General features: G+C 72.5%; 22 protein-coding genes. 13 read left to right on the top strand and 9 right to left on the bottom strand.

Features of this window, described 5'->3' with window-relative positions; translation table 11 throughout:
* Window positions 1-8: 8 nt before the first annotated feature.
* Window positions 9-1,307 (top strand): MFS transporter, encoded by a 1,299-nt coding sequence (locus OH807_RS17875; protein WP_406199773.1) that lies wholly within the window; start codon window positions 9-11, stop codon window positions 1,305-1,307.
* A 115-nt stretch (window positions 1,308-1,422) separates the two neighbouring features.
* On the opposite strand, the gene OH807_RS17870 is transcribed toward OH807_RS17875, so the two are convergent.
* Window positions 1,423-2,052: a hypothetical protein gene (locus OH807_RS17870; RefSeq protein WP_406199770.1), complete on the bottom strand. Its 630-nt coding sequence runs from the start codon at window positions 2,050-2,052 to the stop codon at window positions 1,423-1,425.
* Window positions 2,053-2,353: 301 nt separating this feature from the next.
* On the opposite strand from OH807_RS17870, the gene hemL reads away from it, so the two are divergent.
* The 7 genes from hemL (at window position 2,354) to OH807_RS17835 (ending at window position 9,489) form a co-directional block, all read left to right on the top strand.
* Window positions 2,354-3,682 carry a glutamate-1-semialdehyde 2,1-aminomutase gene (hemL, locus tag OH807_RS17865; RefSeq protein ID WP_406199768.1) on the top strand — a complete coding sequence of 443 codons (1,329 nt, stop codon included), beginning with the start codon at window positions 2,354-2,356 and terminating at the stop codon, window positions 3,680-3,682.
* A gap of 62 nt (window positions 3,683-3,744) precedes the next feature.
* A complete protein-coding gene (locus OH807_RS17860) occupies window positions 3,745-4,392 on the top strand; it encodes a histidine phosphatase family protein (RefSeq protein WP_406211061.1) in 648 nt (215 codons plus the stop codon).
* Window positions 4,393-4,584: 192 nt separating this feature from the next.
* Window positions 4,585-5,202, top strand: a complete 618-nt coding sequence (locus tag OH807_RS17855; protein ID WP_406199766.1) for a TlpA family protein disulfide reductase — start codon at window positions 4,585-4,587, stop codon at window positions 5,200-5,202.
* The gene (locus OH807_RS17850) at window positions 5,199-5,972 is read left to right on the top strand and encodes a cytochrome c biogenesis CcdA family protein (RefSeq protein ID WP_406199764.1); all 774 of its coding nucleotides are present in this window, start codon (window positions 5,199-5,201) and stop codon (window positions 5,970-5,972) included. Before OH807_RS17855 ends, OH807_RS17850 begins: the two co-directional genes overlap by 4 nt.
* A 3-nt stretch (window positions 5,973-5,975) precedes the next feature.
* Window positions 5,976-7,823 carry a cytochrome c biogenesis protein ResB gene (locus OH807_RS17845; RefSeq protein WP_406199762.1) on the top strand — a complete coding sequence of 616 codons (1,848 nt, stop codon included), beginning with the start codon at window positions 5,976-5,978 and terminating at the stop codon, window positions 7,821-7,823.
* A gap of 3 nt (window positions 7,824-7,826) precedes the next feature.
* Complete coding sequence (gene ccsB, locus OH807_RS17840; protein WP_406199760.1) at window positions 7,827-8,960, top strand: c-type cytochrome biogenesis protein CcsB; 1,134 nt, start codon at window positions 7,827-7,829, stop codon at window positions 8,958-8,960.
* Window positions 8,961-9,084: 124 nt separating this feature from the next.
* Window positions 9,085-9,489: a hypothetical protein gene (locus OH807_RS17835; protein ID WP_406199757.1), complete on the top strand. Its 405-nt coding sequence runs from the start codon at window positions 9,085-9,087 to the stop codon at window positions 9,487-9,489.
* 34 nt (window positions 9,490-9,523) lie between these two features.
* Here OH807_RS17835 and OH807_RS17830 read toward each other — a convergent pair whose 3' ends face one another.
* A complete protein-coding gene (locus tag OH807_RS17830; protein WP_406199755.1) occupies window positions 9,524-10,732 on the bottom strand; it encodes a ScbA/BarX family gamma-butyrolactone biosynthesis protein in 1,209 nt (402 codons plus the stop codon).
* Between the two features lie 350 nt (window positions 10,733-11,082).
* Between OH807_RS17830 and OH807_RS17825 the strand changes: the two genes are divergently transcribed.
* Entirely contained in the window at window positions 11,083-11,682 is a 600-nt protein-coding gene (locus OH807_RS17825) for a ScbR family autoregulator-binding transcription factor (RefSeq protein ID WP_406199752.1), read from the top strand.
* 24 nt (window positions 11,683-11,706) lie between these two features.
* On the opposite strand, the gene OH807_RS17820 is transcribed toward OH807_RS17825, so the two are convergent.
* The 4 genes from OH807_RS17820 to OH807_RS17805 form a co-directional block, all read right to left on the bottom strand.
* A complete protein-coding gene (locus OH807_RS17820) occupies window positions 11,707-12,321 on the bottom strand; it encodes a ScbR family autoregulator-binding transcription factor (protein ID WP_406199749.1) in 615 nt (204 codons plus the stop codon).
* Window positions 12,322-12,547: 226 nt separating this feature from the next.
* Window positions 12,548-12,760: an acyl-CoA carboxylase subunit epsilon gene (locus OH807_RS17815; protein WP_360182529.1), complete on the bottom strand. Its 213-nt coding sequence runs from the start codon at window positions 12,758-12,760 to the stop codon at window positions 12,548-12,550.
* A gap of 55 nt (window positions 12,761-12,815) precedes the next feature.
* The gene (locus OH807_RS17810; protein ID WP_406199745.1) at window positions 12,816-14,417 is read right to left on the bottom strand and encodes an acyl-CoA carboxylase subunit beta; all 1,602 of its coding nucleotides are present in this window, start codon (window positions 14,415-14,417) and stop codon (window positions 12,816-12,818) included.
* Between the two features lie 439 nt (window positions 14,418-14,856).
* Entirely contained in the window at window positions 14,857-15,261 is a 405-nt protein-coding gene (locus OH807_RS17805) for a PLD nuclease N-terminal domain-containing protein (RefSeq protein WP_406199742.1), read from the bottom strand.
* Between the two features lie 112 nt (window positions 15,262-15,373).
* Here OH807_RS17805 and OH807_RS17800 point away from each other — a divergent pair, with 112 nt between their 5' ends.
* Both OH807_RS17800 and mqnP read left to right on the top strand, forming a co-directional pair.
* Entirely contained in the window at window positions 15,374-16,831 is a 1,458-nt protein-coding gene (locus OH807_RS17800; protein ID WP_406199740.1) for a menaquinone biosynthesis decarboxylase, read from the top strand.
* On the top strand, window positions 16,828-17,736 hold the full coding sequence (gene mqnP / locus OH807_RS17795) for a menaquinone biosynthesis prenyltransferase MqnP (RefSeq protein WP_406211059.1): 909 nt from the start codon (window positions 16,828-16,830) through the stop codon (window positions 17,734-17,736). The genes OH807_RS17800 and mqnP overlap by 4 nt, the downstream gene beginning before the upstream one ends.
* A gap of 27 nt (window positions 17,737-17,763) precedes the next feature.
* Here mqnP and OH807_RS17790 read toward each other — a convergent pair whose 3' ends face one another.
* Window positions 17,764-17,973 (bottom strand): DUF4287 domain-containing protein, encoded by a 210-nt coding sequence (locus OH807_RS17790; protein WP_406199737.1) that lies wholly within the window; start codon window positions 17,971-17,973, stop codon window positions 17,764-17,766.
* A 354-nt stretch (window positions 17,974-18,327) separates the two neighbouring features.
* Between OH807_RS17790 and OH807_RS17785 the strand changes: the two genes are divergently transcribed.
* On the top strand, window positions 18,328-18,951 hold the full coding sequence (locus OH807_RS17785; RefSeq protein WP_406199735.1) for a DJ-1/PfpI family protein: 624 nt from the start codon (window positions 18,328-18,330) through the stop codon (window positions 18,949-18,951).
* 28 nt (window positions 18,952-18,979) lie between these two features.
* Here OH807_RS17785 and gcvH read toward each other — a convergent pair whose 3' ends face one another.
* Complete coding sequence (gene gcvH / locus OH807_RS17780; RefSeq protein ID WP_406199733.1) at window positions 18,980-19,378, bottom strand: glycine cleavage system protein GcvH; 399 nt, start codon at window positions 19,376-19,378, stop codon at window positions 18,980-18,982.
* Window positions 19,379-19,688: 310 nt separating this feature from the next.
* Between gcvH and OH807_RS17775 the strand changes: the two genes are divergently transcribed.
* Window positions 19,689-20,057, top strand: a complete 369-nt coding sequence (locus tag OH807_RS17775) for a VOC family protein (protein ID WP_406199731.1) — start codon at window positions 19,689-19,691, stop codon at window positions 20,055-20,057.
* A gap of 48 nt (window positions 20,058-20,105) precedes the next feature.
* Here the strand turns inward: OH807_RS17775 and OH807_RS17770 are convergent, their stop codons facing one another.
* Window positions 20,106-20,822 (bottom strand): MOSC domain-containing protein, encoded by a 717-nt coding sequence (locus OH807_RS17770; protein WP_406199729.1) that lies wholly within the window; start codon window positions 20,820-20,822, stop codon window positions 20,106-20,108.
* Between the last annotated feature and the right edge of the window lie 48 nt (window positions 20,823-20,870).

Genomic DNA, 20,870 nt, shown 5'->3' with positions numbered 1-20,870 from the left:
GAAGAATCATGACTGACCGTTTGGCAGACGAGACTGCGGTGGAGGCGTCACCGCAGCACCAGGACCGGCCCGCCGAGGAGCCGCCCGCCGCGGGACCGTTCCCGGGTGAGCCGGCGATCTGGTCCCGCAACTTCCGGTACTACTTCACCGCGCGCAGCGCCGGTCTGCTGAGCTGGGCGATGCTGCCGGTGGCGGTGTCGGCCGGTCTGCTGGCGGGCGGTTACGGGCTGGACACCGCCGGGTACGCGATGGCGTTCCTGGTCGCGCCGTTCGCGGGCCTGGTGCTGTTCGGCGGCGTCCTGGCCGACCGGTTCACCGCCCGCCGCATGATGATCGTCGCGGACCTGGCGAACCTGACGGCGCACCTGCTGCTCGCCCTGCTGTTCCTCAACGGCATCGACCATCTCTGGCAGCTCTACGGCCTGCTGGTGGTGGCCGGCGTCGCCAACGCGATGTTCCAGCCGGGTGCTTCGTCCACCGTCCCCCTCGTCTCCCGTGACGTCCAGGGGGCCAACGGCGTGCTGCGGACGTCGGAGGCGATCACCGGTCTCGGTGGCCCGGCGCTGGCGGGTGTGCTGGTCGGCTTCGGTTCGACCGGCTGGGTCATGGTCATCTCCGCGGTCGCCTACGGCACCAGCGCGTTCTGCCTCTTCACGCTCCGCCTCGGCAGGATTCCCGCCCCGCCCGCCGGTGAGAGCCTGTGGCGCAACCTGGTCGTGGGCTGGTACGAGTTCCGCTCCCGCAGCTGGCTCTGGGGCGTCATCCTGATCTGGATGTTCTACGCGATCCTCTCCTGGGGGCCGCAGCTGTCCGTCGCCGCCGGTGTGATCGTGCCCCGGCACGGTGCGAGCGCCTTCGGCCTCGTCAACGCCGCCCTGGGCGCGGGCACCGTCGCCGGCGGTCTCCTCGCGATCCGCTACAAGCCCCGCCGCCCCCTCGCCGCCGGGGCCGTCGCCATGATGGCCTACCCGCTCTACCCGCTCGGCATCGTCCTCGACTGGCCGGTCTGGCTCCTCGCCGCCGCCCAGGTCGCCGTCGGCATCGGCATCGGCGTCTGGGGCGTCATGTGGGCCACCAGCGTCCAGACCCAGGTCCCCGGCGAGGTCCTCAACCGCGTCCACGCCTACGAGGTCGCCGGCTCCGTCGGCATGTACCCCATCGGCAGCGCCCTCGCCGGCCCCGCCGTCCACGCCTTCGGCACCGACAAGGTCCTCCTCGTCGGCGTCGCCGTCGCCTTCCTCACCGCCACCGCCCTCCTCCTCACCCGCCCCATCCGCACCCTCGGCCGCGCCCCCGAACGCACCTGAACCCCACCGGGTACGCCACGGCGCGCCGGACCGCCCCGCCGAACAGCAGCGGGGCGGTCCGGCGCGCCGTGGTTGACAGGGCCTCAGCGGCCCCAGGGCCCCCAGGGGCCGCAGGTCAGGGCCAGACCAGGCAGTACAGCTGGTGGCCGGCGTCGTGGAGGCGGTTGGCGAAGTCCTGCCACTCGTGCAGCATGCTGTAGATCACGAAGGCGTCGCGCGGGCCACGGCGGTCGGGCACGGTGGACCAGATGAAGGCGGCGGCGCCGAGCTCGGTCTCGTCGGCCTTGCGCAGCGGCTCGACGACGTTCTGCGGGAGCTGCACGACGGCGTAGTCCGGGTGCAGGACCACCAGCTCCAGCGGCGGCACCTGGTGCAGCGGCACGCCCTGGATGCCGGTGAGGACCATGGCGCTCATGGTCTCCGGTTTGATCTTGGTGGAGAGGTGCCCGTTGGGCGAGCCGCTCGTCTCCATCAGGTCGCCGAGCCGGCCGAGCGAGCCGAGCTCACCCGCGTCCAGGCCCAGCCCGCCGGGGCCGAGCGCGGTGGGGACTCTCGCCGCGGTGGCACGGTCGGGCGCGCCGAAGTACTTGTAGGTCACCCCCACGCGTCCCTCACCCCGCCTCTCACCGCCGCGACCGCCGCGACCCGTACCCGCTCCCGTACCCCCGCGTGCGGTCTCGGCGGGCCTGCGGGAGCCACCCGCGGCCTCGTCGTGGCCGTCCTGCGCCTCGGACACTCGGACCATCCTCACCGGAATTCGCCGGAATCGACAGACCCCCGCACTCCCGGCGTCCCACCGGGAGTGCTCCTTACTCGTCATGCGCCGCCGTACCCAGCTGGGGCACGCGGCAGTCCTCTTCACACCCCTGCACACCCGGGCGTCTGCACGCGCCGGGTGGAAAGCCTGAGTACACAGTCTGACTGGTCCGGTAGGCGGAGGCAGTCAGAGCCCCGTTGTACGGATAACCGTACAGACTTCCTCACCCGGATCATCGTTCCAGATGATGAGGTCCGACATGCAGAGGTGAAGGACACGATTTGAGACCATGTCTCCCGTGAGCTACCCCTACGAAGCACCTCAGTCCCAGTCGCTCTTCGACCGCGCCTCGGTCGTCACGCCCGGCGGCGTCAACTCCCCGGTGCGCGCCTTCCGCGCGGTGGGCGGCACGCCGCGCTTCATGGTGTCCGGCACCGGCCCCTACCTCACCGACGCCGACGGCCGCGAGTACGTCGACCTGGTGTGCTCGTGGGGCCCGATGATCCTCGGCCACGCGCACCCGGCCGTGCTCGACGCCGTCCGGGACGCGGTCTCCCGCGGCACCTCCTTCGGCACGCCCGGCCTGGGCGAGGTCGAGCTCGCCGAGGAGATCGTCGCCCGGGTCGCCCCGGTCGAGCAGGTCCGCCTGGTCTCCTCCGGCACCGAGGCGACGATGTCCGCGATCCGGCTGGCCCGCGGCTTCACCGGCCGGGCGAAGGTCGTCAAGTTCGCCGGTTGCTACCACGGTCACGTGGACGCGCTGCTGGCCGCCGCCGGTTCCGGCGTGGCGACCTTCGGCCTGCCGGACACGCCGGGCGTCACCGGCGCCCAGGCCGGCGACACCATCGTGCTGCCGTACAACGACCTGGCCGCCGTCGAGCAGGCCTTCCGGGCGCACGCCGGCGAGATCGCCTGCGTGATCACCGAGGCCTCGCCCGGCAACATGGGCGTCGTCCCGCCGCTGCCCGGCTTCAACGGCGGCCTGGCCCGGCTCTGCCGGGAGAACGGCGCCCTGTTCATCTCCGACGAGGTGATGACCGGCTTCCGCGTCTCGAAGGCCGGCTGGTACGGCCTGGAGGCCGCGCACGAGGGCTGGGCGCCGGACCTGCTGACCTTCGGCAAGGTGATGGGCGGCGGCTTCCCCGCGGCGGCCTTCGGCGGCCGCGCCGACGTGATGGCCCACCTGGCCCCGGCCGGCCCGGTGTACCAGGCCGGCACCCTCTCCGGGAACCCGGTCGCCACGGCGGCCGGCCTGGCCCAGCTGCGCGGCTGCACCGACGAGGTGTACGCGACGGTCGACCGGGTGGCCGCCGAGATCGCCGGCCTGGTCTCCGCCGCGCTGGCGAAGGAGGGCGTGACGCACCGGCTGCAGACCGCCGGGAACATGTTCTCGGTGTTCTTCACCGACGCCGTCGTCACCGACTACGACGTGGCGAAGACCCAGGAGGCGTACCGTTTCAACGCCTTCTTCCACTCGATGCTCAGCCAGGGCGTCTACCTGCCGCCGTCCGCCTTCGAGTCCTGGTTCGTCTCGGCGTCCCACGACGAGCGGGCGGTCGAGCGGATCGCCGCCGCCCTGCCGGCCGCCGCCCGTGCGGCCGCCGAGGCCACGGCCTAGACCCTACGAAGCTCCAGGAGAACCGAGAAGTGAGCGCCAAGGACATCACCGTCGTCCACCTGATGCGACACGGTGAGGTGCACAACCCCGAGGGCATTCTGTACGGCCGCCTGCCCGGCTACCGGCTCTCCGAGCTCGGCCGGCAGATGGCCGACCGGGTGGCCGAGGACCTCGCCGACCGGGACATCACCCACGTGGTGGCGTCGCCGCTGGAGCGGGCGCAGGAGACGGCCGAGCCGGTCGCCAAGTCGCACGGCCTCGGCCTCGCGACGGACGAGCGGCTGATCGAGGCCGACAACATCTTCCAGGGCAAGACCTTCGGGGTCGGCGACGGCTCCCTGCGGAACCCGGGCTACTGGAAGTACCTGACCAACCCGTTCAAGCCCTCCTGGGGCGAGCCGTACATCGAGCAGGCGGTGCGGATGATGGGCGCGCTCGCCGCGGCCCGGGACGCCGCGCGCGGGCACGAGGCGGTCTGCGTCAGCCACCAGCTGCCGATCTGGATCGTCCGCTCCTTCGTGGAGCGCCGCCGGCTCTGGCACGACCCGCGCAACCGGCAGTGCTCGCTGGCCTCGCTGACCAGCTTCACCTACGAGGGCGACCGGATCGTCTCGGTCGGCTACCGCGAGCCGGCCCGTGACCTGCTGCCGGCGCACCTGGTCGGCAAGGGCGGCAGGAGCAAGCCGGTGGGCAAGAGCTTCGGCGCCTGAGACCGTGCTCCGGGCGGCCCGCGGCGGTGGGCCGCGCTGCCCGGTGCGACGTGGTGTAAAGCCGATCTAAATATGGGCTTCGTCACGTCGCGAAGGGCCGGGCGGTTCGGTCGAGCCGCAGGTCAGAGGGGGTCCGACACGGAATGTCGGACCCCCCCGAACCTGGTCGCAGGAGCATGCGAAACTTTTCACATGTCTGGCACGACGCGCCCCCGTCCCCGTCTCGCCGCAGCGGCCGCCGCCACCGCTGCCGCCGCCGCGCTCGCTCTCTCCGGGTGCTCCTCGTCCGGCTCGTCCGGCAGCGCCGACGGGCAGGTCGGTTTCGTCACGGCCAAGGGCACCAACATCTCCCGGGCCGAGGTGGGCCACCGCCAGGACGCGCCGGACATCGCCGGCAACACCCTGGAGGGCACCCCGGTCAAGCTCTCGGACTACCGGGGCAAGGTCGTCGTCCTCAACGTCTGGGGCTCCTGGTGCGGGCCGTGCCGGAGTGAGGCGGACGACCTCCAGCGGATCTGGGACAAGTACAAGGACCAGGGCGTCCAGTTCCTCGGTATCAACACCCGGGACCAGGAGATCAAGAACGCCGTCCGCTTCGAGCAGGAGAAGGGTGTCACCTACCCGAGCCTGTACGACCCGGCCGGCACCGAGCTGCTGAAGTTCCCCAAGGGCAGCCTCAACTCGCAGTCCATCCCGACCACCATCGTGGTGGACCGGGACGGCAAGCTCGCCGCCCGGGCCGTGGGCGGCCAGGTCGACGACGCCCTGGAGTCGATGCTGCAGCCGGTGCTGGCGGAGCCCAAGCCGTGAGCGCGGCGGTTCTCCTCGCCGACAACATCGGGACCATCCAGAGCGGGGCGCTGCTGGTCGCGGCGCCGATCGCGCTGGTGGCGGGCCTGGTCTCGTTCTTCTCGCCGTGCGTGCTGCCGCTCGTCCCCGGCTACCTCTCCTACGTGACGGGCTTCTCCGCCGCCGACCTCGCGGACGCCCGCGGTACCCGGCGCGGCCGGATGCTGCTCGGGGCGGTGCTGTTCATCCTGGGCTTCACCGCCGTCTTCGTCTCCGGCGGGGCGCTGTTCGGCCAGTTCGGCGACACGCTCCGGGAGCACCAGCAGGTCATCAGCAAGGTCCTCGGCGTGGTCACCGTCGTCATGGGGCTGGCCTTCATGGGGTTCGTGCCCGGCCTGAGCATGCGCGAGGTGCGCTCGCACCGCCGCCCGGTGATCGGCCTGCTCGGCGCGCCGCTGCTCGGCGTGGTCTTCGGGGTCGGGTGGACGCCGTGCATGGGGCCGACCCTGGGCGCCGTCACGAACCTGGCGCTCAACCAGGCCGACGCCCAGCGCGGCGCCCTGCTGATGTTCTTCTACTGCATGGGCCTGGGCGTACCGTTCATCGTGGCCGCGGTGGCCTTCCGCCGGGCGCTGGGCGCCTTCGGCTGGGTGAAGCGGCACTACCCGCTCGTCATGCGGATCGGCGGCGGCATGCTCGTCGCGGTCGGTCTCCTGCTCGTCACCGGGGTCTGGGACTCGATGGTGAACGACCTGCAGAACCAGTTCGCCGACTTCCAGATCGGAATCTGACCCGTGAGCAAGACCACGACCGATACCGAGCTGCCTCCGGCGGCCGAGGCCGAGGCCGCGGCCGAGCGGCTGACCTCCGCGCCGGTCGAGTCGGACGGCCCCACCGGCATAGGGATGTTCGGCTGGCTGCGCTGGATGTGGCGCCAGCTGACGTCGATGCGGGTCGCGCTGATCCTGCTCTTCCTGCTGTCGCTGGCGGCGATCCCCGGTTCGCTGATCCCGCAGAACGGCCAGAACCAGTTCAAGGTCGAGACCTGGAAGACGCAGCACACCACGGTCGCGCCGATCTACGAGAAGTTCCAGCTGTTCGACGTCTACAGCTCGGTCTGGTTCTCGGCGATCTACATCCTGCTGTTCGTCTCGCTGGCCGGCTGCATCGTCCCGCGCACCTGGCAGTTCGTCGGCGTGCTGCGGGCCCGGCCGCCGGCCGCCCCGCGCAACCTGACCCGGATGCCGGTCTACGCGGCCTGGCGCACCGACGCGGACGCGGAGACGGTCAACGCCGCCGCGCACCGGCTGCTGCGCCGGCGCCGGTTCCGCGCCAACCTGGCGGGCGGCTCGGTGGCCGCCGAGAAGGGCTACCTGCGCGAGGTCGGCAACCTGGTCTTCCACCTGTCGCTGTTCGCGCTGCTCGGCGGCTTCGCCTGGGCGAGCCTGGCCAGCGGCACCGGCGGCAAGCTGATGGTGGGCGGCGAGGGTTACTCCAACACCATCACGCAGCTCGACGACTTCACCGGCTCGCGGTTCTACGGCACCGAGGACCTCGACCCGTTCTACCTGAAGCTGGACAGCTTCAAGTCCAGCTTCCAGACCAAGGGCGACCAGATCGGCGCCGCCCGCGAGTTCACGGCGAACGTCCAGTACTACGCGGGCAACGACGCCTCCAGGCTGACCAAGGGCACGATCGAGGTCAACCACCCGCTGGAGATCGGCAGCAGCAAGGTCTACCTGATCGGCCACGGCTACGCCCCGGTGGTCACCGTGAAGAACGCCGCCGGCGAGACGGTCTACACCGGCGCGACCCCCTTCCTGCCCCAGGACGCCAACCTGACCTCCACCGGCGTCGTGAAGGTCTCGGACTACGGCGACAAGGACGGCAAGAAGACCCAGCTGGGCTTCTCCGGCTTCTTCCTGCCGACCGCCCCGCTCAGCTTCGAGGGCACCGGCCCGATCTCGCTGTTCCCGGGCGACGCCGCCCCGGAGCTGGTGCTGAACGCCTTCGCGGGCGACCTCGGCACCGACTCCGGCCTGCCGCAGAACGTCTACCAGCTGAACCAGAAGAACCTGACCCAGCTCCAGCAGGACGGCCAGCCGGCCAAGGCCCGGCTGAAGCCGGGCCAGGTCTGGGACCTGCCGGACGGCTACGGCACGGTCACCTTCGAGGGCTACAAGCAGTGGGCGAGCTTCAACATCTCGCACCGCCCGGGCAACGAGATCGCCCTGGCCGGCGGCGTGCTGGCGATCCTGGGCCTGATCGGCTCGCTGTTCGTCCAGCGCCGCCGGATCTGGGTCCGCGCGGTGGCACTGCCCGGCGGCGGCACCCTGGTCGAGCTGGCCGGGCTGGCCCGCAGCGAGTCGGCGAAGATCGCCGAGGAGCTGGCCGAGCTGGCGGTGGACCTCCAGGACGACGCGCCGGCGACGGACGACCCGGTGGACCCGGACGGTCCGGCCGGCCAGGTGGACCCTGACGGCCCGGCCGACGGCACCGCCACGAAGAGCGCGAACGACGGCACCGCCACGGCGAGCGCCGCCGACGGCGACGCCGACCACCCCGGGGCGGCCGGTGCGGCCGACGCCCCGGAAGCACCCTCAGACCCCGCAGTCCCTGCCGACCAGAACTCCAAGGAGTAGACGGTGCATCTCGCCTCGGCGGTCGACCCCCACCTGGCCGACCTCTCCAACAAGCTGATCTATTCGGCCATGGCCGTCTACACGATCGCCATGCTCGCCCACATGTTCGAATGGACCTTCGGCAGCAAGGGCGCCGTCGCCGTGCGCTCCACCGAGCAGGCGGGCAGCCTGGGCGAGACGGTCGCCGCGACGACCGGGACGAAGGCCACGAAGAAGGTCACCGTCACGGTGGCCTCGGCCGGCGGCGGCACCACCACGCTCACCCGCACCGCCCTGGCGGGCGAGGGCGCGACGGTCGTCACCAGCGGCCGCGGCGAGGACGAGACGGACGGCCCGGGCGCCGCCGGCACCAGCGAGCGGGCCGACCTGGCCGGCCGGATCGCGGTCTCGCTCACCGTCCTGGGCGCCACGCTGCACGTGGGCGGCGTGGTCACCCGCGGCCTCTCGGTGTCCCGCTGGCCGTGGGGCAACATGTACGAGTTCTCCTGCGCCTTCGCGCTGGCCATGACGGTCGCCTACCTCGGGCTGCTGGCCTCGAAGCGGCAGGTCCGCTGGCTCGGCCTGCCGGTCACGCTGGCCGTCGTGCTCACCCTCGGCATCGCCACCCAGGTGCTGTACACCGACTCCGAGCAGCTCGTCCCGGCACTGCACTCGTACTGGCTGGCGATCCACGTCTCCACCGCGATCGTCTGCGGCGGCGCCTTCTACGCGGCGTTCATCGCGACCCTGCTGTACCTGGGCAAGGACTCCTTCGACCGGCGGGTGGAGGCGGGCCTGACCACCGGCCCGCTCGGCACCTCGGCGTCGATCTGGCAGCGGCTGCCCGCCGCTTCGACGCTGGACAAGCTGTCGTACCGGATCAACGCGCTGGTCTTCCCGCTCTGGACCTTCACCATCATCGCGGGCGCGATCTGGGCCGAGGCGGCCTGGGGCAAGTACTGGGAGTGGGACCCGAAGGAGACCTGGTCCTTCATCACCTGGGTCGCCTACGCCTGCTACCTGCACGCCCGCGCCACCGCCGGCTGGAAGGGCCGCAAGGCCGCGTACCTGGCCCTGGCGGCGTTCGCCTGCTGGCTGTTCAACTACTACGGCGTGAACATCTTCGTCACCGGAAAGCACTCCTACGCGGGGATCTGACCGGAGGAAAGCACCCACCGGCCCGGCGCTCCGTCAGACAGGAAGCCGGGCCGAGGTGTGACAGGGGTAGTTCGTGCCGGCCCACCCGGGCCGGCACGGGGAGGAACGAGGAGGAAATCGCGCAATGGAGTGCGACGAGGTCATGCTGACCGTCCGAATCACCGCCGCCGAGCGCATGCTGCTCCGCCGGCTCGCTCAGGGGCACCGCAGCGACGTGTCCGAGGTCGTCGCGGACGGCCTTCTGGACATCATCCCCACGTTCAGCTCGCCGGCGGACGCCTACCGGCTGCTGGGCGCCCTCACGGCCCCCGCGCCGTGCGCGCTGACGGTCTGGCTGCCGACCCCGCTGGCCGACCTGCTGGTCCCGGGCGCGGCCCGGATCGCCCAGGTCACGCAGGTGCGGATCGGGTCGGCCAGCGCGATGCTGGGGGCCGCGCTGCGGCTCTGGCTGGCCCAGGACCCGGTCCGGCTGGCCGCCAACCTGAGCGTGATGCACGCGGGCCGGCCGGCCGCGCTGGTCGCGGCCTGACCGGCCGGTGCCGGGCGGACGGCACCGCGGCGGGTCAGCTGGCGAGCGGCAGGCTCTCGTCCCCGTGCGGGCCGCGGCCCGCACCGCGGTCCGGGCCGCCCGGGCGGCCGTCCCGGGTCTCCCGCCGGCCCGGGGCGCCCCCGGCCGGGACGGTGAGCAGCCGGCACTCGGCGGCCGTCCGGCCGTCCTGCACCAGCAGCACCCGGACCGGGACCGGGCCGTCCCCGGCGTCGGGCCCGTGGACACCGTCGCCGCTCCGCGCGCCGTCGTCCCCCCGGCCGGCCGCGCCGCCGTCGGTCTCGCGGACGGCCCGCACGAGGCAGGGCCGGTCCAGCTCGATGAAGCCGTGGAACGAGGAGACCAGCTCGACCGGCAGCACGGGTTCGGGGTGCCGCAGCTGCTGGGCGGCCTGCCGGGCGGCCTCCAGCACCAGCAGGCCGGGCACGTGGTCGGCCGCCCGGTCGAACAGCACCGGGTGACCGGTGCCGGCCTGCAACAGCCAGCTCCCCGGCACCGGCGAGGGCCCGAGGACGAGACCGTCGGGCCGGTCGCGGTCGGCCTGCGCGGGAACGGCCTGCCGGGCGGGGCCCGGCGCGGGGGCGGGGTGCGCGGGGGTGCTCTGTGGGGCGCTCTGCGGGTTGCCCTGCGGGGGGACGGTGGCGGCGCCGCCGGGGCGGCCGGGCGCGGCACCCCGCCGCGCGGACCCGCGCAGCCGCGCGTACGCGGCCGGGGTGAGCACCCGCAGCTGTCCGCCGGCACGGCCGACCGGCCGGCCGTCCCGCCGGATCTCGGCGTGCACCCGCAGCGAGGCCAGCCGGCCGTGCCGCATCCGGACGTCCTGGCAGCCGACCTCCAGCATCAGCGAGGCGGGCGCGGCGGTGACGGCGAGGCCGTCCATGCCGTCCGGGCCGAGCGTGTAGCTGAGCTCGTCGAGCGCGAATTCGTGGTCGCGCGGCACTCCGAAGCCGACGTGGCCGATCAGCAGCCCGGCCTGCCGGACGGTCTCCGCGAGCAGCAGCGGGTCGTGGTGCCGGGCGCCGGGCGGGCGGTGGAAGTCGTGCGGCCGCGGCCACTGCGCGCCGACCAGGAAGTCGTACGGCCCGGTGGCCTGCCAGCCGGTGATCAGTACCTCGGAGACGGCGGCGCGGTGCACCAGCTGCCGGGAGACCGTCCGGTCGTGGAAGTCGTATCCGGAGCCTGGGTGGGGATAAGGACCGTCGTCGGGTGCTGCGATCCATGGCATGACGGGCCCCACTCCCGGGTGTCGGTCGACCGGCTGCGCAGGCGGCCACGGAAAAACATACAGACCACCCGGTTTGCCGTCGGCGGGCGGGGTCACCGCTGCCGACAACTTGGCGTGACCACGTTACCCGGGCCCTGGTCTGCGACGACGCCCGACGGACCGAGGCCCGACCTTGGGCGGGGGTCGGTCCCCGCTGGACGGCGGGGGCCACCCAGGGGCTAGATTAGATACCAACCATGCGGTTTCGGGTGGGTCGTCCCGCATGCGAGGCGTCGCACCCACCGACGGCGGCGCCCTGACAGCAGCCGGGCGAGCCGGGATCTCGTCGAGGCCGAGGCCGGAGGGGCCCAGTGGTCAAGCAGGAACGCGCGGGGCGGACCAGGCAGGCCGTGCTGCTCGCGGCGGCGGACACGTTCGCGGACGCGGGGTTCGAGTCGGCCAGCCTGGTCGACATCAGCCGCCGGGCGGGGGTCAGCAAGGGCGCGCTCTACTTCCACTTCGTCTCCAAGCAGGCGCTCGCCGACGGCGTCCGGGCGGCGGCCGCCCGCGAGATCGGCTCGGCCGCGCTGCGCGCCCGGCGGGCCGCCGGTCCCGCTCTCCAGGGCCTGATCGACTTCTCGCACGAGCTGGCCAGGCTGCTCCGCGAGGACGTCGTCGTCCGGGCCGGTGTCCAGCTCGGCCGGGGGGCCCGGGGCGGCGCCGCGGCCGCCTGGCAGAGCCTGACCGCCGTCTTCCGGCGGCTGCTGGACCGGGCCGCCGCCGCGGGGGAGCTGCACCCGGGGCTGGACCGCCGGCAGGCCGCCGAACTCCTCACCACCCTGGCGGCCGGGCTGGTGCTGCTCGCCCCCGAGGACGCGCACCGGCTCCGGCCGGAGGCGGTGCGCACGCTCTGGGCGACCGCACTGCCCGCGCTGGTCCCGCTGGACCGCTGCGCCGCCTACCGCGCCTGAACCCGGCCGGGGCCGGGGCCGGGGTCAGGCCGGCCGCTCGGCCACGCTGAGCCGGGCCAGCGCGTGCGGCTGGACGAGGCCGGGCAGCAGCAGCGTCCAGAAGTCGGCCATCCGCCGGAGCAGGTCGCGGCGTTCGGTCAGTACCTGCGAGTTGAGCTGGATCCCGGTCACCGCACCGGTGATCACCCCGGCCGCGGCCGCCACGTCCAGGCCCGGGTGCAGGTCGCCGGCCGCGCGGGCCCGCTCCAGCAGCTCGCGCGCGGCGTCCGACCAGCCCTGGTAGGCGGCGATCTGGGGCTGGGTGAAGCTGCCGTGCTCGATGGTCAGCCGGATGCTGCCGCGCACCAGCGGGTCGTCCAGCAGCGCGTGCGAGAAGGCGTAGCCGAGGTCGATCAGGGTCTGCACCGGGCTGTCGGAGGTCGGCTGCCAGGTGGCGAGCCAGGCGCCCTGGCCCTCGATCACGGCCAGCGCCAGCTCCTCCTTGGAGTGGAAGTGGAAGTACAGCGCGCCCTTGGTGACGCCGGCCCGCTCCAGGATCTCCGCCATGGTGGCGGCCGCGTAGCCGCGTTCGTCGAACACCTCGGCCGCAGCGAGGAGTACCGCCTGGCGGGTTGCCAGCGCCCGGGCCTGCTTGGCCATCGCAGCCTCCCTGGATAGTTCTCGTGCTCGGCAGCGGCCGATCCTATGGGGGCCGACGGTGCGGGGGGCGCATACCGTCCAGTAGGTATTCTACCGAGCCGCCCGTGCCCGGCCCGGCCCCCGGCGGGGTCCGGGTCGTCCGCGGGCGCCGTCGGCCGGGGCCGGGCACGCCGGTGGCCGGCCACCCGGAGGGGTGACCGGCCATTGGTCGGGCGTTGCGGGGCCGTCAGGCGGCCTGCTGCCAGCTCACCGGCGAGAAGTACGCCGGGCGGCGCTCCAGGCGGTGCCAGTTGGCGATCGGCTCGACGGGCGCGGCGGCGGCCGCGGCCTGCTGGGCGGCCGCGGCGCGGGCCATCAGCACGGCGGTGAGGGCGGCGAGCTCCTCGTCGGAGAGCGAGCCGCGGACGATGCGGACAAGGGGTTCGGCTGAAGCGGTCATGGTGTGGTTTTCTCCCCCGGCACGTTTCTGGTGAATGGTCAGCAGAACTGCGGTGCTACATGGGCGGGTTGCCGTGCTTGCGGCTCGGCAGGTCGGCGTGCTTGGTACGCAGCATGGCCAGCGAGGAGGCCAGGACCTGGCGGGTCTCGGCGGGGTCGATGACGTCGTCCACGAGGCCGCGCTCGGCCGCGTAGTACGGGTGCATCAGCTCGCTCTTGTACTCCTTGATCTTCTGCGCCCGCATCGCCTCGGGGTCCTCGGCGCCGTTGATGTCGCGGCGGAAGATCACGTTGGCGGCGCCCTCGGCGCCCATGACGGCGATCTCGTTGGTCGGCCAGGCGAACGAGAGGTCCGCGCCGATCGAGCGGGAGTCCATCACGATGTACGCGCCGCCGTAGGCCTTGCGCAGGATGAGCTGGATGCGCGGCACGGTGGCGTTGCAGTAGGCGTAGAGCAGCTTGGCGCCGTGCCGGATGATGCCGTCGTGCTCCTGGTCGACGCCGGGCAGGAAGCCGGGGACGTCGAGCATGGTGACCAGCGGGATGTTGAAGGCGTCGCACATCTGGACGAAGCGCGCGGCCTTCTCGCTCGCGTTGATGTCGAGGACGCCGGCCAGCGACTGCGGCTGGTTGGCGATGATGCCGGTGACGTGGCCGTCGATCCGGGCCAGTACGCAGAGCACGTTGGTGGCCCAGCGCTCGTGGACCTCCAGGTACTCGCCGTGGTCGACGATCTCCTCGATCACCTTGCGCATGTCGTACGGCCGGTTGCCGTCGGCGGGCACGAGGTCGAGCAGTGCGTCGTTGCGGCGGTCGACCGGGTCGTCGTTGACGGCCGGCGGCGGCATCTCACGGTTGTTCTGCGGCAGCAGCGAGAGGAGGTAGCGGACCTCCTCGATGCAGGACTGCTCGTCGTCGTACGCGAAGTGCGAGACGCCGGAGACCGAGGAGTGGACGTCGGCGCCGCCGAGGCCGTTCTGGGTGATCTTCTCGCCGGTGACGGCCTGGACGACGTCCGGGCCGGTGATGAACATCTGCGAGGTCTCGCGGACCATGAAGATGAAGTCGGTGAGCGCGGGGGAGTAGGCGGCGCCGCCGGCGCAGGGGCCGAGCATCACGGAGATCTGCGGGATGACGCCGGAGGCGCGGGTGTTGCGCTGGAAGATGCCGCCGTAGCCGGCGAGGGCGGTGACGCCTTCCTGGATCCGGGCGCCGGCGCCGTCGTTGAGCGAGACGAGCGGGGCGCCGGCCGCGATGGCCATGTCCATGATCTTGTGGATCTTCTGGGCGTGGGCCTCGCCGAGGGCGCCGCCGAAGATCCGGAAGTCGTGGGCGTAGGTGAAGACGGTGCGGCCGTGCACGGTGCCCCAGCCGACGACGACGCCGTCGGTGTGGGGCTTCTTCGCCTCCAGGCCGAAGCCGGTGGCGCGGTGCCGGCGCAGGGGCTCGACCTCGTGGAAGGAGCCCTCGTCGAGGAGCAGCGCGATCCGCTCGCGGGCGGTCAGCTTGCCCTTGGCGTGCTGGGCCTCGGTGGCCTTCTCGCTCGGGCCGCGGCGGACCTGCTCGCGCAGTTCGTGCAGCTCGGCGACCCGCCCGTGGGCGTCGGCCGGGATCTCGGGGATCTCGTCGCCGACCGGCGCCTCGTGCACAACCGTCATCTCGAACCACTCCAAGGGTGAGGGAACTGTCCGACAGCCAACGTCTGCATTGCCCCCGGCTGCGAATCACTTCTTCACTTATGACTGTACGAGGGGCTGCACGCTGGTTTCGGCGTCGATTCCGTACAAGGTCGCGTCCGTTTAGATGTCAGGGCTGCACAGAAACCGGCCCTGACTGCCATGTGCACAACGTGTCCGTTCGATTACCCGGGGCTGTCCGCCCGGTGGCGTCCGGATGATCTGGACATGAGGAAACCCGCAGGTCAGGGTGGGCGCCAGAGCTTGCCGGGCGACCGGCCCAAGGCGCGCCTCAGGCCGGCTTGAGCGGGGTGTGCCGAGCGGGCCGGAGCGGGTTCGGGGGCTGCTCAGTCGTAGGGATACGCCAAAAATGCCGCAGCCCACCCGGAGCCTCCCGGGTGGGCTGTTCGAGGGAGCCGGGTCAGCTCCGGCGGCCGTCGTCCGGCTCGTCGCCGCCGCGCAGCTCCTCCTCGCGGCGGCGCAGATCGGCCTCCCACTGCTTGAGCATGTCCTCGTGCTGCTTGTTGTCCTTCTTCAACGACGCCAGGAACTCCGGGTCGTCGTCCGGTGCGAGCGGCCGGCCGCCGCGCGGGTGCTCGTGGCCGGAGAGGCCGCCCGCGCCCCCCGCCGGACCGGTCCGCACGCCACCCCGCCGCTTGCCCGCCACCAGCCAGGCGATCGAGCCGACCAGCGGGAAGAGCAGCACGATGATCACCCAGACCACCTTGGGCAGGTGCTTCACCTCGTCCTCGGGCGTGGTCAGGCAGTCGATGAACGCCCACACCCAGAGGGCGAGCGGAAGGACGAAGGTCAGGATCCTCAGCACGGCGGCGATCTCCCCCGGCGACGGCGGTGGTGGCGGACGTCCCCGGACCGGCGGGCGGCTTCCCGGGGGCCCTTGACCGGGCCAGGCTATCGGGTGGCGGATACTGACTGGCATGGCATACGACGATCTCCGCTCCTTCCTGCGGGCCCTGGACCGTGAGGGTGACCTCAAGCGCATCAAGGCCGAGGTGGATCCCCACCTGGAGATCGGCGAGATCGTCGACCGGGTGCAGAAGGCCAAGGGCCCGGCGCTGCTGTTCGAGAACGTCAAGGGCTCGTCGATGCCGCTGGCGATGAACGTCTTCGGCACCGAGCGCCGGCTCGCCAAGTCCCTCGGCCTCAAGGGGCCGGACGACATCTCCGAGAAGATCGCCGGGCTGCTGAAGCCGGAGCTGCCGCACGGCTTCACCGGCTTCCGGGACGCCTTCGGCAAGCTGGCCTCGATGGCGCACGTGCCGCCGAAGAAGGTGAAGCCGGGCGAGGCCCCGGTGCAGGAGGTCGTGCTCACCGGTGACGACGTCAACCTGGACGAGCTGCCCGCCCTCTTCACCTGGCCGCTGGACGGCGGCGCCTTCTTCAACCTGGGCCTGACCCACACCAAGGACCCGGACTCCGGCGTCCGCAACCTGGGCCTCTACCGGCTCCAGCGGCACGACCGGCGCACCATCGGCATGCACTGGCAGATCCACAAGGACAGCCGCAACCACTACGCCGTCGCGGCGAAGCGCGGGGAGCGGCTGCCGGTCGCGATCGCCTTCGGCTGCCCGCCGGCCGTCACCTACGCGGCCACCGCGCCGCTGCCGGGGGACATCGACGAGTACCTGTTCGCCGGCTTCGTGGCGGGGGAGCGGGTGAAGATGGTCGACTGCAAGACCGTTCCGCTGCAGGTCCCGGCCGACGCCGAGGTGGTGCTCGAAGGCTGGCTGGAGCCCGGCGAGATGCTGCCCGAGGGTCCGTTCGGCGACCACACCGGGTTCTACACCCCGCAGGAGCCGTTCCCGGCGCTGACGATCGACTGCGTGACGATGCGTCGCCGCCCGATCCTGCAGTCCATCGTGGTCGGCCGTCCGCCGACGGAGGACGGCCCGCTGGGCAAGTTCACCGAGCGCTTCTTCCTGCCACTGTTGAAGATCATCATCCCGGACATCGTCGACTACGACCTGCCCGAGGCCGGCGGCTTCCACAACTGCGTGATCGTCTCGATCGACAAGAAGTACCCCAAGCACGCCCAGAAGACCATGCACGCCATCTGGGGCGCCCACATGATGTCGCTGACCAAGCTGATCATCGTGGTGGACGCCGACTGCGACGTGCACGACTACCGGGAAGTGGCCTGGCGTGCCTTCGGCAACGTCGACTACAGCCGCGACCTGACCGTGGTCGAGGGCCCGGTCGACCACCTCGACCACGCCTCCTACCAGCAGTTCTGGGGTGGCAAGGCGGGCATCGACGCGACCCGCAAGCTGCCCGAGGAGGGCTACACCCGGGACGGCGGCTGGCCGGAGATGGTCAGCTCGGACCCGGCCACGGCCGCGCTGGTGGACCTGCGCTGGAAGGAGTACGGGCTCTGATGAGTACGGCCGCCGCACTGCCGGACGTCCCGCCGGGCAAGGTCAGGGCCTTCCTCCGGCTGGTGATGATCGAACACTCGGTCTTCGCCCTGCCCTTCGCCTACATCGCCGCGCTGACGGCGATGTTCCTCGCCGACGAGCGGGTGCACTGGGGCGAGCTGTTCGTCGTCACCGTCTGCATGGTCGGCCTGCGCACCTTCGCGATGGCCGCCAACCGGATCATCGACCGCGAGATCGACGCCCGGAACCCGCGCACCGCCGGGCGTGAACTCGTCACCGGCGCGGTGTCGGTGCGGACGGCGTACATCGGCTCGGCGGTCGCGCTGGTGGTCTTCCTCGGCGCCGCCGCCCTGCTGAACCCGCTCTGCCTGGCCCTGGCGCCGGTCGCGGTGGTGCCGATGGTGGTCTACCCGTACGGCAAGCGGTTCACCGACTTCCCGCAGGCGATCCTCGGCCTGGCCCAGGCGATGGGCCCGGTCGGCGCGTGGCTGGCGGTCACCGGTACGTGGTCCTGGGACGCGGTCGTGCTCGGCGCGGCGGTCGGCATCTGGATCGGCGGCTTCGACCTGATCTACGCCTGCCAGGACGTCGCCTCCGACCGGGTGGGCGGCGTGCGTTCGGTGCCGGCCCGGTTCGGCATCCCGGCGGCGGTGTGGGGCGCGCGCGTCTGCCACCTGCTGACCACGCTGCTGCTCGGCTGGTACGCGGTGCTGACCGGCGCCGGGCCGGCGTTCTGGGTCGGCCTCGCCGTGGTGGCGGGCGCCTTCGTCTACGAGCACACCATCGTGAAGCCGTCCGACCTGTCGAGGCTGAACCGGGCGTTCTTCCAGACGAACGGCTTCGTCGGGATCTCGCTGTTCTTCTTCGCGCTGGTCGACCTCGTCGTGCGCGGCCTCGGGATCTGAGGCCGCGCCCGCGGGGGTGTGGCGGCGTCAGGCGGCGTCCTCGTCCAGGGTGTGCTTGACCAGGGCGTTGGCGTGGCCGTGGCCGATGCCGTGCTCGGCCTTGAGCCAGGCGACGAGCTCCATGTGCTTGGTGAGCGGGGAGGAGCGGATCAGCTCCTTCCAGTGCGCGACCGGCAGGCCGTGCTTCTTCTCGATCGAGGGGAAGTAGCTGGCGGGGCCCTTGGCGGCGTCGGTCATGGTGGTGGTCTCCGGTCGGTTCGGCGGGACCCGCGCCGCGGGCGGGCGCCGCGGGCGGGTGTGTCGGACAGTCGGACAGTAGGACTGCCGGCGGGGGTGGAACTCATCGGCGTCCGGGTGTGATCCCGGTCACGCCGCCCGGAGGGCTCCGGGCGGCAGCCCTGGCATCGGACGGGTGACCGGGACCGGCGCCGACTTCCGCGCCGACCGGATCGGCAGCGCCCTGCGGGCCGCCGTCGGCGCCGAGCTCGACGCCCTGCGCCGCTATTCCCCCGGCCCGCCCGCGTCACTCCATCCCGTGAACCTTGCGGCGAAGCCAACCGCCCCGGGGCGGGCCGTGGTTACGCTGCGCCCATGGACATCGTGATCCCGCTCTTCGACCGCTTCGAGCCGCTCGACGCGATCGGGCCGTACGAGATCCTCGGGCACGTCCCGGGCGCCCGGGTGCGCTTCGTGGCGCCCGAGCCGGGGCGGGTCACCGACGTGCTGGGCGCGCTCGCGGTCGACGTTCCCACCCGGTACTCGGAGGTCGACTCCTGCGACGTGCTGGTCGTGCCCGGCGGCGGCGGGACGCGACCGCTGGTCGCCGACCCGGACTTCCTCGACTGGATCCGCGCCGTGCACGGGACCACCCGGTTCACCACCTCGGTCTGCACCGGCTCGCTGGTGCTCGGCGCGGCCGGGCTGCTCAAGGGCCTGGCCGCGACCACCCACTGGGCCGCGGTCGCCGACCTGGAGGCCTACGGCGCCACCTACACCGCGGAGCGGGTCGTCCGGCACGAGCGGATCATCACCTCGGCCGGCGTCTCCTCCGGCATCGACATGGCCCTGCGGCTCGCCGCGCTGCTCACCGACGACCTCACCGCCCGGGCCATCCAGCTCTGCACCGAGTACGACCCCCAACCGCCCTTCGACACCGGCTCGGTGGCCAAGGCGCCGGCCGCCGTCCTGGAGCGGGCCCACCGGCTCGGCCGGTGAGCCGCACTGCCGCGGAGCGTCCGGTGCGCTAGTCGGCGGACTCGGCGCTGATGTAGTCCCGGTACTCCGCGGCCGTGAGCAGGCCGTTCAGCGCGGACTGGTCGGCGATCGTGACCTCGATCATCCAGCCGTCCTCGTAGGGATCGTCGTTGACCCGCTCGGGCTCGTCGTTCAGGTCCTCGTTCACGGTCGCGATCGTGCCGCTGAGCGGCATGTAGAGCTCGCTCACCGACTTCACCGACTCGACGCTGCCGAACGGCTCGCTGCCTTCGAGCCTGTCGCCCTTCTTGGGGAGTTCGACGAAGACGATGTCCCCGAGCTGCCGCTGCGCGTGATCGGTGATCCCGACGCGGACCACGCTCTTGCCGGTGGACCGTACCCACTCGTGGTCCTTGGTGTACTTCAGGTCGTCCGGGGTGTTCGCCATGGAGGTCTCCGTCGAGTCGTCGCTCCGTGCACTGACGGGCCGTCAGCATCGAGGGAGAGCCTGCCGCAGATCCGTTCCCGCAGGCCGGACCATCACCCGGACGAGTGAGTCTGTGGCCGCCGGCCCGCCCGGCGCGCCCGCGGCCGCCCCCGTGATCGGCCGGCGTTCTCCCGGGCGGCCGGCCCGGCGCGCCCGCGGCCGCCCCCGTGATCGTCCGGCGTTCTCCCGGGCGGCCGGCCCGGTGTCCGGCGGCCGCGGGCCGGGCGGCCCGGGAGAGGAGAATGGCCGGAACGACTCCGGGAGGCTCTTCGTGATCGGCAAGCTGCAGTGCATCGTCCTCGACTGCCCCGACCCGGCGGCGCTCGCCCGGTTCTACGCGGCGCTGCTCGGCGGTGAGGTGGACCGGCCGGACCGCCGCTGGTCGCTGGGCGCCACGTGGTCCACCCTGCACACCGGCGACGGCCGGGTGCTCTGCTTCCAGGGGGTCGAGCAGTACCGCCCGCCGCAGTGGCCCGATCCGGCCCACCCGCAGCAGATGCACCTGGACATCGACGTGGCGGACGTCGATGCCGCCGAGCGCGCGGTGCTCGCCCTGGGTGCCACCCGGCTGAGCGACGCCGGCGGCTGGCGGGTCTACGCGGACCCGGCCGGCCACCCGTTCTGCCTGGTCGGTGGCTGAGCGGGCACGGCGGCCGGCTGCTACGGGAGGGCGAACGGCCTTCCCCGGTCAGTGCAGTGACAGGACGTCACCGATGCTGAGCCGGCCCGGCCTGGCCACCTCGGCGAGGGCGTCCAGCCGGGTGTCGTGCGCGTAGGCGATGGCCTTCAGGATCTCGGGGGCGTGCGGCAGCCCGGGCTGGGCGGCGGTGGCCATCACGCAGCGCTCGCTGGACCGGGCGAAGGCCAGCCGGGCGCCGGACCGGTCGCCGCTGCGGCCCTCCCGCCCGAACCAGGTGTCCTCGACGAACGCCGGCGTGCCGGGCGGCGTCCGCAGCAGGATGTTGGGGCGGAACCGGCGTTCGTCCACCACGGCGTCCGGTACGGCCTCGCGGACCCAGTCGAGGGTGGCGGTGGTGAGCACGCTGACCGGCAGCTGGTCGAAGTGCGAGACGGCGTCCTCGCGGGCGAGCGCGACGTCGGGGCGCTGGAGGTAGGCGCGCAGGAACGCGGTCGGGTCGGCGACCGGGCGGCCGAGCGGGTCGAACAGCTCGGGGCCGTCGATCCGGTGGCCGAGCCGGGAGGAGAGGCGGAGCAAGCCGTCCATCCGGCGGAACCGCCGGGTGTTCTTTCCGGAGCCGAGCTTGCCGGCGGCGTCGCGGACGGCGTACAGCCGGTCGCCGGCCAGGCCGCGCACGTCCACCTCGACGGAGCCGAGCCGCTCGCCGCCGGTGGACTTCACGGGGTAGCGCCAGAGCTGCTCGATCACTCCGATGATCTCTGCCATGGCGGGAAAGCGTAGCGGCGCGCGCGGGGGATGGTCTAGACCAAGTCC

The sequence above is a fragment of the Kitasatospora sp. NBC_01560 genome, from assembly GCF_045208415.1.
GTDB lineage: Bacteria > Actinomycetota > Actinomycetes > Streptomycetales > Streptomycetaceae > Kitasatospora.
This window is presented reverse-complemented; position numbering and strand designations above follow the sequence as displayed.

What these genes read in the sequence shown, in the direction of transcription:
- OH807_RS17875 (WP_406199773.1), top strand. Translation starts at nt 9, where the DNA reads ATGACTGACCGTTTGGCAGACGAGACTGCGGTGGAGGCGTCACCGCAG.
- OH807_RS17870 (WP_406199770.1), bottom strand. Translation starts at nt 2,052, where the DNA reads ATGGTCCGAGTGTCCGAGGCGCAGGACGGCCACGACGAGGCCGCGGGT.
- hemL (WP_406199768.1), top strand. Translation starts at nt 2,354, where the DNA reads ATGTCTCCCGTGAGCTACCCCTACGAAGCACCTCAGTCCCAGTCGCTC.
- OH807_RS17860 (WP_406211061.1), top strand. Translation starts at nt 3,745, where the DNA reads ATGCGACACGGTGAGGTGCACAACCCCGAGGGCATTCTGTACGGCCGC.
- OH807_RS17855 (WP_406199766.1), top strand. Translation starts at nt 4,585, where the DNA reads ATGTCTGGCACGACGCGCCCCCGTCCCCGTCTCGCCGCAGCGGCCGCC.
- OH807_RS17835 (WP_406199757.1), top strand. Translation starts at nt 9,085, where the DNA reads ATGGAGTGCGACGAGGTCATGCTGACCGTCCGAATCACCGCCGCCGAG.
- OH807_RS17830 (WP_406199755.1), bottom strand. Translation starts at nt 10,732, where the DNA reads ATGCCATGGATCGCAGCACCCGACGACGGTCCTTATCCCCACCCAGGC.
- OH807_RS17820 (WP_406199749.1), bottom strand. Translation starts at nt 12,321, where the DNA reads ATGGCCAAGCAGGCCCGGGCGCTGGCAACCCGCCAGGCGGTACTCCTC.
- OH807_RS17815 (WP_360182529.1), bottom strand. Translation starts at nt 12,760, where the DNA reads ATGACCGCTTCAGCCGAACCCCTTGTCCGCATCGTCCGCGGCTCGCTC.
- OH807_RS17810 (WP_406199745.1), bottom strand. Translation starts at nt 14,417, where the DNA reads ATGACGGTTGTGCACGAGGCGCCGGTCGGCGACGAGATCCCCGAGATC.
- OH807_RS17800 (WP_406199740.1), top strand. Translation starts at nt 15,374, where the DNA reads ATGGCATACGACGATCTCCGCTCCTTCCTGCGGGCCCTGGACCGTGAG.
- OH807_RS17790 (WP_406199737.1), bottom strand. Translation starts at nt 17,973, where the DNA reads ATGACCGACGCCGCCAAGGGCCCCGCCAGCTACTTCCCCTCGATCGAG.
- OH807_RS17785 (WP_406199735.1), top strand. Translation starts at nt 18,328, where the DNA reads ATGGACATCGTGATCCCGCTCTTCGACCGCTTCGAGCCGCTCGACGCG.
- gcvH (WP_406199733.1), bottom strand. Translation starts at nt 19,378, where the DNA reads ATGGCGAACACCCCGGACGACCTGAAGTACACCAAGGACCACGAGTGG.
- OH807_RS17770 (WP_406199729.1), bottom strand. Translation starts at nt 20,822, where the DNA reads ATGGCAGAGATCATCGGAGTGATCGAGCAGCTCTGGCGCTACCCCGTG.